Origin of the sequence: Cellulophaga sp. BC115SP (assembly GCF_009905545.1) — a bacterium.
In the GTDB taxonomy this organism is placed as follows: domain Bacteria; phylum Bacteroidota; class Bacteroidia; order Cytophagales; family Spirosomataceae; genus Flectobacillus; species Flectobacillus rivi.
Genome location: NZ_JAAALB010000022.1, coordinates 16,623 through 30,051, shown reverse-complemented (window position 1 = coordinate 30,051; position 13,429 = coordinate 16,623). Strand labels below are relative to the sequence as shown.

The window sequence follows — 13,429 nt, the reverse complement described above, 5'->3', positions numbered from 1 at the left end:
TTTTGAACAATGGCATAGTCAAACGAACAATTCATTTACCTCAAGGAACAAATTCTGTCGGCACAACAGAATATAAACCTTTGCGTGGAGCGTATAATTATTTTGAAAATATCAATCCCGAATTCAGTTTTGAGTTGAATCACAAACTTTACACAGGGTCTGATTTATGGACTTTGTTAGAGATTCTTCCTGTGACTGATACAAAACAAGGCAAAGGTGCTATTATTAAGTTAATTAGTGCCGACAAGCTTGTAGAGGTCGGTTTACAATATTTACTGTATCCTAATTTACCTATCATTCGGAAAAATATTACGGTTAAAAATCTATCCGATAATACACTTACTTTAGAATCTGTCGACGTAGAAAAATTGATAGTGACGCCATATTATGCCACAACCTATAGCTGGATTTGTCACGATTACGGGCGTAGACGCTCACTTGGACCTTATAATGGTGATATGCAAGATGCACTCGTGACGATTCATAACAGTGATTGGCAACAAGGCGTCGTGATAGGAAATGAAGCCTCTGGTATTCTAAAACATACCTCCGCCTTTTGGGAAGATAGAACCGTCTGTGCGGGTCTGACGCATAGAGATGGACGTTATCCATTTAGGAAATATCTTAAAACTGGAGAAAGTTTTGTTTCTCCCCAAGTATTTACGTCAGTGTACAACCAACAAAAAGACCCAGATGAAATCCTGAATACCGTAGTGCCCGATTTTGTAAGAAAACACATGGGAATTCGTCTTTCAGAGTTGGTACAAAAACCTACTTTTGTGTACAACACTTGGGAGCCTTTCAATAAAGCCATCAACGAAAAGTTGGTAAAAGGACTCGCCAAAAGTGCCGCTGATGCAGGTATGAAGGAGTTTATTATCGACGATGGCTGGAGTGATAATTATGGAGATTGGACTATTGATAAAGTTAAATTTCCCAACGGATTAAAGCCACTTTTTGACTATATCAAATCTTTGGGAATGAAGCCAGGTCTTTGGGTCAGTGTGGGAAGTGCTTCTACCGAAAGCAAGGTTTATAAACAGCATCCTGAGTGGTTTGTCTTGGACAAAAACCAGCAACCTTATAACCTACATTGGGAAGATTCGACCATGGTAACAGCTTGTTTTAGCACAGGTTGGAAAGACTACATCAAAGAAGTTTTGATGAAAATGGCTTTAGATTATGGCTTGGAATATATGAAACTAGATTTTACGGTAGTGACAAGCCCCTATAAGTTCGGCAATCAAAATGCAGGATGTTTTGCCCAAAATCACCCGAGTCATCAGGATAGAGAGGAATCGTTCTTTGTAAATTATGAGGCTGTTTGGAACTTGTTTGATGAGCTACACAAAGCCAAATCAGACCTGTTTATAGACTGTACCTTCGAAACAATGGGAGGCCTACAACTGATTGACTATGCCATGCTCAAGCATGCAGAAGGCAACTGGCTGTCAAACTTTGCAGGTCCGCCTGACGAAAATGTTGATTTAAGAGTCAGAAATATGGCTTGGTGGAGGTCGCCTGCGATGCCCGCAGCAGCACTCGTCATAGGAAATCCAGCTATGCAAGACAAGGGTTGGGAGACGCATATTCAGTCGTTGGCAGGAGCGTTGCCCATTATGCTTGGAGACCCACGCCAATTGTCTACTGAAGATTTTAAAAAGTATCGTAAATATGCTGATTGGTTGAATAAAATGGAAAATAAGTACCATTTTATGAGTTTTCGACAAGATTTAAAAGGATATGGAGAACCTAAAGAGGGTTTTTGGGACGGTTTTCAACGAATAAATACAGATACGCATGAAGGAGGAATCGTTGGTGTGTTCAGACATGGAAGTCAGGAATCTGATCGAAAGATATATGTTAACTTTTTGACATCTGAAAAAAACTACGAAATTAGCGAAGCTATTTCAGGAAAGAAATTAGGAGTATTTTCTGGAAAAGATTTAGCACAATTGGGTGTCAGCATAAAACTACATCAAAAATACGACGGAATGCTTTTGGAGGTCAAGCAGGTAATGGGTAAGTAGATGATAAGAGCTTATTAAGTGATTCAGATTTTTGTAATCAGATTCAGATAAGATACCTTTACAAAATAGGCTTTCAGGCGTAATTGTGAATTGAACTGTATTTTATGGAAAATTATACCGTCATATTATTTGTTTTAGGGTTAATCATTTTGCTGACGGCACTTGCCGAGCGACTCAATTGGTCTAGCCCGATTTTTTTGATAATTGCGGGTCTATTATTGAGTTTGGTACCAGGTTTTAAGCCTATTCCCATAGACCCAGAAATCATATTTCTCTTATTTCTGCCACCACTTTTATATGATGCAGCTTTCAAAATACCTCAAAAGGATTTTTGGGAACATTATTCCACCATTAGTTCATTGGCGTTTGGTTTAGTGTTTTTGACTAACGTCGGTATTGCGGTGCTCTCACATTATATGATTCCGAATATGAATTGGCCTCTATCATTTTTGTTAGGAGCCATTCTGGCTGCAACCGATGCGGTGGCTGCCATCGGAATTACCAAAAATCTAGGATTATCACATCGAACGACTGTAATTTTGGAAGGAGAAAGTCTGCTGAATGATGCCTCAGCGCTTGTGGCGTATAAATTTGCGTTAGCTTCAGTAGCTGGTGCAGCTTTTATCTGGTGGCAAGCTGGCGGGACATTTCTTATGCTTATTGCTGGTGGCGTTTTGATTGGCTGGAGCATGGCATTAGTATTAGGTTTTTTGCTCAGAGCTGTCAAAAATAACCCCACTGCTGTCAATAGCTTTCTGTTACTTTTCCCTTTTGTTACCTATTTATTGGCAGAAGATTTTCATGTTTCAGGCGTAATTGCAGTGGTAGTTTTAGGATTTATTGTTTCGAAAAAAGGTAAAATATACTTTTCAGAAAGAATCAAAAAACAATCTGAACACGTGTGGGATATGGTGATATTTCTATTAAACGGGCTTGTCTTTATTTTGATAGGGCTAGAGTTAGAGGAGGTATTGCCAGAATTAGATACCCACGAAATGATCGTATTCAGTCTTTACGCCTTGGCAATTACTCTCTTGGCGATTGTCATCCGAATGCTGAGGATATTTTTACAAAGAAAAAAACTGAAAAAAGGGCTTCAGAAATCTCAAAAAGATAACAAAAGGAACATCTCCGAAAATGTGTTAATCAATATTCAAGAGAGTCTTGTCATCAGCCTTTCGGGTATGCGCGGGATTGTTTCCTTGGCTATTGCTTTGGCACTACCCGAAACACTTGAGAATAACAGCCCGTTTCCGATGCGAGCCGAAATTCTCTTTATTACCTTTATGGTTATCTTATATAGCGTAGTCGGACAAGGAATGCTATTACCAATTATTCTAAAAAAAGATAACTCCAAGGAGGTACAAAGTACAGAGGGTTAAACAATAAGGAATTTAATCTTCCATTCCCTTGCCTTCCATAATCTTAGGAAGATATTTTTCAATTCTTGCTATGCGAGTTTTGGCTTGTTTGGCCGACGAAAAATGTAATAAATACCCTCTTTGTCGACCTGAGGTAAGTTGTTCAAAGGCTGTTTTGATGGCTTCGTCATGATCCAATAGTTCTTTGAACTCCTCTGGCATGGTAAATTCTGAGGTAGGTTTGTATTCGACTTTCAAACCTGCTTTCTCTATTTCAATTGCCTCCAAGATATATGCTTTAATCAAGGTACGATTTTGAATGATTTCTTCTAGATGAACAAATCTGATTTGGCGTCTATCTTGAACATTTTCGGTTTGTTGAATCAACAGTTTGGCAGGATCTTTCATCAAAACACCTTTGAAAAAAAGTAAAGCACAGTAATCCTTAAAGCTGTGAATCAAGACTATATTGCTGTTTTGATAGGTATAGCATGGGTGCATCCACTTGACTTCCTCCTCTAGGTCGCACTCCAAAACAATTTCTCGGAGTGTTTCCATTTCTAACTGCCACTTTTGGTCTTTTTCAAAAAAACGATCTGCTTTCATTTTTAAATAGGATTTTATTAAGAGGAAAATTGTATGTTTAGTCAAAAATATCCTTATTTTTGTTTAATTAAAAATTATTCGAATGAACTTATTATTCTCTGCTAATACGCCTCCACCAGTTGCCTAATCGGCTAAACAACTGGATGATAATTTTCTCTCACAAAATTTGTGGGAGCTGTTTTTTGTATCCATTCTCAAGCAAGGTTGTTTTGCCATTTATATCAATTTGGTTTTACTGAAAATTTTATAACAACCTTTTAATGAAAAACTTACCGTATATTTTAATGGTGCTTCTTGGCGGAGTACTCTACGGCATGATGTCGTCTTTTGTCAAATTATTTTATACTTATGGATACAATGCTGCCGAATTATCGTTTGGACAGGCACTTGGCTCTGCTATTGTATTGGCACCAACGATTCTATTGGTAAAAGATAAAAAATCCTCTCCGTTAGATAGAAAAGGGGGGATCTCTTTACTATTGACTGGTGCAGCGATTGGAATGTCCAATTTTTTGTACTACCAATCGGTAAGTTATATCCCTGCCTCACTTGCCATCGTAATTTTAATGCAGTTTACATGGATAAGCTTGCTATTGGATTGGCTATTTTATCAAGTACAACCAAGCAAGATGGAGCTCCTGACCGTACTATTAATTTTGATTGGGACTTTATTTGCAAGTGGCGTTTTCGAACAAGAAATACAGTCTTTTTCATGGGTAGGTATTGCCTTTGCATTAGCCACGTCATTTACTTATGCCAGCTATATTGTTGCCAATAGTCGTATAAAAAACGCAACTGCTTGGCAAGTGAAGAGTACGTTGATTATGACTGGTTCAGCCATTTGTATTTTTATTGTCAATGCCAAAACTATAATAACGAGTCAGCATTTTGATTTGAATTATGGATATATGATTTTGTTTTTGAGCATACTTGGCACAACGATTCCAACCGTTTTGTTTGTCAAAAGTATTCCTAAAATAGGCGCAGGTATCAGTTCTATTTTGATGACCATCGAACTACCTATTGCCGTGATTTGTGCGCATTTGGTGCTTGGAGAATCGCTAAGCAAGATTCAATTGCTGGGGATTGTAACAATGTTAGGAGCGATTGTTTGGATGAATTATGTAAAGACTAAAAAACAGGTAGCTTAAAAAAATCCTACTGACATACGGCTGTCATATCGTCGTCGTAGCTTTGTGACAGTCGTATGAACAAATCACTTGAAACCATGCAAGAAGTAGAAACCTTTTATCCTCAAAATATAGCCGAATGGCGAGATTGGCTAGAAAAACATCATCACTCACATCAGTCTATTTGGGTAGTATTTTATAAAAAATCTTCAGGGGTTTCCACTATTACATGGTCTGAAGCTGTAGATATGGCGTTATGTTTTGGTTGGATTGATAGTAAAAAAGTGTCAGTGGATGCGGTACAATCTTTACAGTTTTTTAGCAAAAGAAAAGCAAAAAGTACGTGGTCAAAAATTAATAAAGATAAGATCGAAAAATTGATAGAGGCAGAATTGATGGCTCCTGCTGGATTAGAGTCGATTCGTATCGCCAAAGAAAATGGCTCTTGGACGGTGTTAGATGACATTGAAGCATTGGTTATTCCATCAGATTTTATGGAAAGCCTACAATTAGAAGAAGGTTTGTCTGAAAAATTTGAAAGTCTCAGTAAATCTGCAAAAAAGGAAATACTGTATAAATTGTTATCAGCCAAGCGACCTGAAACCCGCCAGAAGCGTATAGAAGAAATTGTTTCGCTATTGCAGAAAGGTAAATGACGAAAAACAAAATTTATTCACTCTTCGACAGAATCCGTCAATCGACAACTTATTTTTGGTTCAATACTTCAAAATTGAATAAACCCGCTATTTTTGTTGATTACATCTTGCAAATTGCATCAATATAGAACCCAAACGATTCATCACATGACAAAAAAATCTTTGCTTATTTGTAGTATTTCCGCCCTATTATTTGTCCAATGTCGAACAAGCAAAATAGTCGAGGTTGCGGAGATTAAAGAACAAAATTGTATCTCGTGCTTCCAACCCGAATTGGTCAATAGTAAAGCTACTTGCGAAACTTCTGCGATTGTTTTTGATGGTACCAAAATCTTGATTGCCAACGATAAGGATATGCCAGATGGACGTACCTCTGTTTTTGCTATCCTAAGCAATACGATCACGACAGATACTTCTAAAATTGTATATCTCAAAAATCCAATATTCAAAGCCGCTAAGAAATACGAAGACTTTGCTATTACGCCAAATCAAGGTTTGATATTTTTGTCTACGGGCTTTGACAGGGTAAAAGATAATAGCGCCGAATGGGATGGTTTTAATACCATTTTGTATTGGGAAAAAGGGCAGGATGAATCGCCAAAAGTACTTTCAGAAGACGGAAAGGCAACAAGTTCTGTAGGTTTGAGAAAACAAATTTCGAAGGTATTAGCCAATGAAAAATTCCCTGAAGGTGTGCCATATTTCAAAGTAGAAGGTTTTGCGGCTACAAATACGCACTTGTATTTGGGGGTAAGAGAGATTGGTGAAAGTTTTCAAAATCCGATTTATGTAGTAAAGGTTATCGAGGTGCCATATACTTTCAAAAATGGTGTGGTTTCTTTATCAGGAGCGATGAAGATCGTTGCTGATTTTCAGCCAGACAAGCAATTGGTGGGCGATGTGAAATTGGGTCTTTCGAGTATCGAATATGACAGATTTAACAAGCGTTTTGTGATTCTAACTTCATACGAAACGCCAGAAAATGTAGGCGCATATCTTTGGACGGCCTCTTTGAATGACTTAAGAAGTAATAAAATTTCGATTGTAAAATCATCAAATGGAGAAGTGCTAAAACTTAACACGAAGGCTGAGGATGTAACAGTGGTAGACAAATCTACCTTGTATATCATCAACGATGATGACCGTTTGAAAACAAAAGTAAATGGACAAACTCGTCAATTGAACCAAGCTTTTTATCAAGTGATAAGTTTGAAATAGAGCAATTTATTGAGTGGTTGAGTGATTTAGCGAATTAGTGATTTTTAAAATTACATATTTTAGTAGAGACGCAATGCTTTGCGTCTAAAGATGTATCATTTGAAATATAATATCGAAGCTGTTTAAACTTTTCAAAAGACATATATTATTGATTAATTCTTCGTCTTACTTTTTGTCTTGATACAAAAAGTAACAAAAAAATCAAGAATTTATAAACTCGCTTCGCTCAAACAGTATAAATTCATTGCTTACGCCAGCAATTTTACAAAAGTTTAAACAGCTTCATCAGAAACATGAGTCATCCCAAATTTTTAGGATTGGGATGACTCTACAAGTTTTTATCAGAAAAAGCGTTCGAAAAATAACTTTCGAACGCTTTTTCTGATACTATGTTAGACATGACTTGGCTTAAAACGCAATCATTGCGTCTCTACTGTTGGAATATAAATTTTACATAATCACTCAAACACTCAATCACCAATCACTAAATCTATCTCGGTCCACTGCCTGGTCTTGGTTTGATATAGGGTTTGAGTGATGAATACCAGCCTTCCCATGCTTTTTGCATTTCAGCGGTTTTACTTGGATCTTTTTCTGCTAAGTTTTCTGTTTCATTTCGGTCAGCAGAAAGGTTATATAGTTCCCATTGGTTGCTACGGGTTTTCTGTACCAATTTCCAGTCGCCTTTGATATACGCCTTGCCTGACTCATGTTCAAAGAAAATATCCTCACGTCCTTTTTGTGTTTTTCCTTGTAAAACAGGCAGAAAACTTTTGCCATCCAATGGTGTTAAGGCATTGCCTTTGTAGGAGGCAGGATACGGTGTTTGGGTTATGTCCAAGATAGTTGGCAAAATATCAAAAACGTGTGCCAAGGCAGGTGCTTTTGAACCTTTGGCTGTTTTCAAACCTGCCCAATGGACAATCATCGGTGTATGGATTCCTCCTTCAAATGATTCTAATTTCCAGAAACGATAGGGTGTATTGGCAGCATTAGCCCAGTTTGAACCAATTCCAGTATAACTAATTTCTGAACCGATTTCATTTGGAGATAACTCTTTGTCATATTTCATAGGAATGCCAGCACGTGTATTCCCCGGACGGTCATAGCCCGGATTTGTTGGAATTTCGGGCGACGCCCCGTTATCAGCCAAGAAGAAAATTAGAGTATTGTCTAGCGTATGGGTTCTTTCTAATTCTGCCAAAATTTGCCCAACACCTGTATCTACCTTTTCAATCATAGCGGCATGAGTTGCCATTTTATTGGCGTGAAACTCTTTTTCTTGTGCAGTCAATTTTTCCCATTTAGGGTTACGACCGTCTACGTCTATCAACTTGGTAACTTTTGGGTTGATTAAGCCTAGTTTAACCATTCTAGCATAACGTTGTTTACGAAGTTCGTCCCAACCCATATCATATTTACCTTTGTACTTGGCAATATCCTCAGGTCGTGCGTGCAAAGGCCAGTGCGGGGCGGTATGTGCCACATACATGAAGTAAGGGTCTTTCTTTTTCGAAAATTCTTGAATATACTCAACCGATTTTTGATTGATAGCCTCAGTGATATAATAATCCTTAGGCACTTCTTGCACATTTTTTTCTCCGTCAACTAACGAAAAAGGGTCGAAGTAATCGATTACGCCCCAAATAATACCGTAGTGTTTTTGAAAACCACGATTAATCGGATAACTCTCCACAGAAGCAAAGTTGTCGTTGGGATAGGCTTGGTGACTCAACCATTTGAGTTGTTCGGTGGTGCTTGGCTTTGTGATATCGTCGCTCAAGTGCCATTTGCCAACCATACCCGTTTGGTAGCCATTTTCCTTTAAAATTTCAGCGATTGTAGCACCATTTTTGGTGAGGGCATTTCCATTGATTGACAAACCTACTTTATGGGCATATTGTCCAGTGAGTAAACTGGCACGAGTAGGACAACAACGCGCATTATTGTAAAAATTGGTCATGCGAAGCCCGTTTTTGGCGAGCCGATCAATATTAGGTGTATTGATTTCGCCACCAAAGCAACCAATGTCAGAATACCCCAAGTCATCTGCCATAATAATGATGATATTGGGTTTCTTAGCAGGTGTTTTTTGTGCCAAAATCTCAAAATTTGCCAATATGATAGTGAAGAGTGTAAATGCTAGACTCCAATGCTTGAATGTTTTTTTCATAAAAAAAGGGAGAAAGGACTTTGAATAATCGGCTGTCAGCTTTGAAAGATGGTGTTTAATTTTTCCGAAAGCTGACAACCGATACAAAGAGTGTTTAGATCTACTTTACATGTGCTTTGATGGCATCAATTTCTTCTTTGCTGTAAACGCTACCATCTTTTCTGAAGATATCATGAAACCAAATTTTCGGTTCGCTGCCATCAGGCATAGGTTGTGACCACGCATATATCGTATTAGTTTTGCCTGCCACTAAGCCCCAGTTAATAGCGCCAACTTTGTATTTTTTGAAAACTGGTAAACAAGTTTGGAAAAAACTATTATCACGGCGTGCCATATACTCTGAACAAATCAAAGGGCGACCATATTTTTGAAGTCGTTTGATTTCATTCTCAAGGTTTTGAGCATCATGGTAATTGTGAAAAGTAATAATGTCAGAATTGTCAAACATGATTTGATTACTCAATTCGTGATTATTCCAAACGGCTGCTGTTACAGGTTGCGAAGGGCGTACTTCCAAGGCCCATTCGAAAGTCTTTTTCAACAAAGGCAAACAAGCATCCATATAACCACTGTTGGATGGTTCGTTGAATAAATCCCAAGCCAACACTCGTGAGTCATTGGCAAAATGCGTTAATGTGCCTTTTACATATTCCTCCAAACGCCCCCATTTTCTGGAATCAAACAACACCTTTGTGCCCGGACTTCTTGCCCAACCTGAGTTATGAACTCCCGGTTTTGGGTCAGGTTGTTTGCCCAATTTTGGATCATCATTCCAACAAGAGTCAAAGAAAACGAATAGAATTTTGATATGGTGTTTATCTGCGATTTTCAAGAAGTCATCCATACGCTTCAAAAAGCCATCTTTATTTTCTTGGTAAACTAAATCGTGCAAATACACACGCATTACGTTCATACCGATGGATTCTGCCCAGCCCAGTTCACGGTCGATGGTCATTGGGTCGAAAGTATCTGCTTGCCACATTTCGAGCTGATTGATGGCGGTGCTTGGGATAAAATTGGCTCCCACCAAAGTGCCTTGTTTGGCATACCATTCATTAGCTTTTTCGGCAGTCCATTTTTGCGCAAAGGATTTTGAAAAAGTCAAAAGCACTAAAAGCGCTAATAGTTTTATTTTTTGATACATGATTATAGATTGTTTTGGGTAAGAATATAGAAAATTTAGGTGAAATACTTATTTTAATTCTACGCCTTTTCCTGTTGATTGGTAAGAATCTCCGACGGCTTTTTGCATATCCTTTTTGAGTTTCTGCAAAATATCTGTAAATGAACTTGCCAAATTATGACGCTGAAAAGGATCTTTGCTGAGATCATAGAGTTGAAAATCAGGCGATATGCCAAGCTCTATGTTTACTTCTTTCAACAAAGGAGCCCCTTTGTAAGGAGGAATCATGACATAATTACCTTGACGATAGGCTAAATTTCCTGAAGCTTCCAGTACTAACTCTTTGCGACCTTTGTTAGATTTTCCGAGAAAAACATTCATAAAATCTAATCCATCATTTTGAGGTATTGACACATGAAGCATATTGCTCAAACTTCTTAAAAAATCAAGTTGACAAACTAAGGCATTTGACACCGCTGGTTGAATAGTGCCTTTCCAATAGGCGAGGAGGGGGACTTTCGCACCTCCCTCAAACAAGCTGTATTTTCCTCCTCTCAATCCTGCAAAAGGGTCATGTTTTCCTAATTTCTCCACGGCTTCATCATGATAGCCATCATTGAGTACGGGACCATTGTCACTCGAAAACAAGATAAGCGTATTTTTGTCCATCCCAGTAGCTTCTAATTTTTTCAATACCTCACCAACTGCCCAATCGGCTTCGAGGATAGCATCGCCACGTGGTCCCATGCCCGATTTTCCAACAAAAGCAGGATTAGGAACTCTTGGAACGTGCGGTTGCTGAAGGGCATAGTACAAGAAAAAAGGTTGATTAGCTTGATGATTTTGCTCGATAAAATTCAAGGTTTTTTCCAGAAAAACATTTGTCATTTCTTCATCTACCCACAAGGCTGATTTTCCACCTTTCATAAATCCAATTCTAGGAATGCCATTGTGAACACTTTGGTTATGTCCATGATGCCACTTTTGCTTGGTCATCAATTCGGGATTGGATAGGGCAGTTGGCTGATTGGGAAAGTTTTTCTCATAACTAACATACAATGGGTCGGAAGCTTGCAAACCTACCACTTGGCGATTCTGGATATAAACCGTTGGTACACGGTCGGTAGTGGCAGCCATAATAAAGGACTCGTCAAAGCCCACATCGTTGGGGTTTTCTTGAATGGCTGTATTCCAATCAATTGTTCCATTACCTAATCCCAAATGCCATTTGCCAACTACTGCGGTTTTGTAGCCAGCCTTTTTAAACATTTTGGGCAAAGTCATACTCGCAGTGTCGATAATCAATGGCGCATCGCCAGCCAAGATTTTTGCTTTGGGATTGCGCCACGGATATTTGCCTGTCAGTAGCGCAAATCTACTTGGGGTACACGTGGCTGAGGTCGCATAAGCGTTGGTAAATCGCACGCCACCTTTGGCGATTTTATCAAAATTGGGCGTTTTGAGCGTTCCTTTTTGATAAGCACCAACATCTCCAACGCCCAAATCATCGAGGTAAATTAGGATGATATTTGGTTTGTTTTGTCCATGAGAGTGGAACAGAATGGTGCTCAATAATAGTATGCTAATCAGTTTTTTCATAGAAAAAGCGTGTGAGGTAAGTCGTATTAGTGCTGAATGATGAGTTTTGAATTTTGAGTGTAAGTATTACTGTCAATATTTTATATTCAAAAAAGATGAAAACTCATTTTGTACTGATGCTTAATTTTAGGTAACAGGAAAGGTTTCATTAATCATACATCTGATTATGAGTCTATTCCAATAACTGATATACTATTAACTAATAACGTACACTTGGTTTTATCTATAAAAATAACTAAATAATGAAAATTGAGAGTTATGACCTATAGGCTATGCTAGCTTGAATAGGTGGTATTTACTTATGTCCATAAAACTTTTTAGCTCTTGCATGGTCTGGTTGTAGCTTTTTGTTGACCCATTTGACAGGTACCAAGCCAGGACGACACGTGATTTTGAATTCTTTCCCCATTTCTCCTCTTGGATTAAAAAAAGTAGTGCTCCACCAATCTCCTTTTTTATCAACAAACAAATTATTATGTCCTCCTTGTAAAATAGCAGGGTAACGCTCGCTAAAAGGTCCATAAGGACTATCTGCTTCCGAAATAACCACATCATAGCTATGAAGTGCGTTGCCAGTTTTTTTGTCTACAGGTAAATAAGTGAACTCGTTTTCTCCCGTTCTTACAGACCAAACCGTTTGCATCAAAATATACTTTCCGTGATGTTTAGTCATAAAAATGCCCTCTATATAAGGCTCTGGATTGTAGGGAGTTTCCTTGATTTTTTGATAAGGTTCCTCCAAATCGCTTAGGTCTTTATTCATTTTGGCGATAAAGTGATTGTGCGCTACTACATAAACTTCACCGTTGTCGTCTTCAAACAAGCTTGCATCTATATTGCCATAAATAGGCTTTGTGGTGTTTCCTACAATATTCTTATAAGGACCTTCGGGTTTTCCAGAAATACTTTCAAGAATAAAAGAACCAGCGCCACCATTGATACAAGTCACAATCATCCATTTTTTTTGACTCTTGATATAATGCAGTTCGGGTGCCCATAAGGCACGATATTGCCCTTCAAGTGGGTCATTATTCAGTGATTTGGCTCCTTCTTTGATGGGTTTACCTTGTTTTTGCCAATCAGCGGCATCTTTTTCAAAAGACCAAATCAGACCCATAGGCGTCCAATTCTTTAGGTCTTTGGATTTCCACATATAAAGACCATCGTTGTAATCCCAACAATGTATGTTACCATTGGGGAAAATTCTATTGGGCGTGGCGGTCGTCCCAGTGAGATAATACATTCCATCTGGACCTAGCATGATATATGTATCACGAAGCCAATAGTCAAATATCGGTTTTACTTCTTTGGGAACAGTTAACTCGATATTGGTAACAGGTGCCATGGGGTTGCTAAATTTTGCTTCCTGCGCTACCACCTGCCAACTTATCGCCAATAGGAGGAAAAATGTTTTTTTCATCTATGGAAAATTAAAAAGGTATTAGGCTTTATGCTTTACGTAAAAAGAATCAAAGTATTTCTTACGAAATGATTAATGCATTTTGCCTAATGCCTATTGATAATGAGTTGTGA

General features: G+C 38.3%; 10 protein-coding genes. 5 read left to right on the top strand and 5 right to left on the bottom strand.

The annotated features are described in order from the left end of the window. The first annotated feature begins 2 nt into the window (after window positions 1-2). The gene (locus GVN22_RS16310) at window positions 3-2,030 is read left to right on the top strand and encodes a glycoside hydrolase family 36 protein (RefSeq protein ID WP_205690932.1); all 2,028 of its coding nucleotides are present in this window, start codon (window positions 3-5) and stop codon (window positions 2,028-2,030) included. 104 nt (window positions 2,031-2,134) lie between these two features. Beyond that, entirely contained in the window at window positions 2,135-3,412 is a 1,278-nt protein-coding gene (locus tag GVN22_RS16305) for a Na+/H+ antiporter (RefSeq protein WP_166552077.1), read from the top strand. Window positions 3,413-3,424: 12 nt separating this feature from the next. On the opposite strand, the gene GVN22_RS16300 is transcribed toward GVN22_RS16305, so the two are convergent. Continuing rightward, window positions 3,425-3,997 carry a YdeI family protein gene (locus tag GVN22_RS16300; RefSeq protein WP_166552076.1) on the bottom strand — a complete coding sequence of 191 codons (573 nt, stop codon included), beginning with the start codon at window positions 3,995-3,997 and terminating at the stop codon, window positions 3,425-3,427. Between the two features lie 260 nt (window positions 3,998-4,257). Here GVN22_RS16300 and GVN22_RS16295 point away from each other — a divergent pair, with 260 nt between their 5' ends. The 3 genes from GVN22_RS16295 (at window position 4,258) to GVN22_RS16285 (ending at window position 7,001) form a co-directional block, all read left to right on the top strand. Then, complete coding sequence (locus tag GVN22_RS16295; RefSeq protein WP_166552075.1) at window positions 4,258-5,148, top strand: DMT family transporter; 891 nt, start codon at window positions 4,258-4,260, stop codon at window positions 5,146-5,148. Between the two features lie 56 nt (window positions 5,149-5,204). Beyond that, window positions 5,205-5,783, top strand: a complete 579-nt coding sequence (locus tag GVN22_RS16290; protein ID WP_240915683.1) for a YdeI family protein — start codon at window positions 5,205-5,207, stop codon at window positions 5,781-5,783. Between the two features lie 147 nt (window positions 5,784-5,930). Then, the gene (locus GVN22_RS16285) at window positions 5,931-7,001 is read left to right on the top strand and encodes a hypothetical protein (RefSeq protein ID WP_166552074.1); all 1,071 of its coding nucleotides are present in this window, start codon (window positions 5,931-5,933) and stop codon (window positions 6,999-7,001) included. 490 nt (window positions 7,002-7,491) lie between these two features. Here GVN22_RS16285 and GVN22_RS16280 read toward each other — a convergent pair whose 3' ends face one another. From GVN22_RS16280 to GVN22_RS16265, 4 genes are all read right to left on the bottom strand, one after another. Beyond that, on the bottom strand, window positions 7,492-9,174 hold the full coding sequence (locus tag GVN22_RS16280; protein ID WP_166552073.1) for an arylsulfatase: 1,683 nt from the start codon (window positions 9,172-9,174) through the stop codon (window positions 7,492-7,494). Between the two features lie 100 nt (window positions 9,175-9,274). Then, window positions 9,275-10,318: a glycoside hydrolase family 2 TIM barrel-domain containing protein gene (locus GVN22_RS16275; RefSeq protein ID WP_166552072.1), complete on the bottom strand. Its 1,044-nt coding sequence runs from the start codon at window positions 10,316-10,318 to the stop codon at window positions 9,275-9,277. 48 nt (window positions 10,319-10,366) lie between these two features. After that, window positions 10,367-11,896, bottom strand: a complete 1,530-nt coding sequence (locus tag GVN22_RS16270; protein ID WP_166552071.1) for an arylsulfatase — start codon at window positions 11,894-11,896, stop codon at window positions 10,367-10,369. A 295-nt stretch (window positions 11,897-12,191) separates the two neighbouring features. Further along, window positions 12,192-13,316, bottom strand: a complete 1,125-nt coding sequence (locus tag GVN22_RS16265) for a family 43 glycosylhydrolase (protein ID WP_166552070.1) — start codon at window positions 13,314-13,316, stop codon at window positions 12,192-12,194. Between the last annotated feature and the right edge of the window lie 113 nt (window positions 13,317-13,429).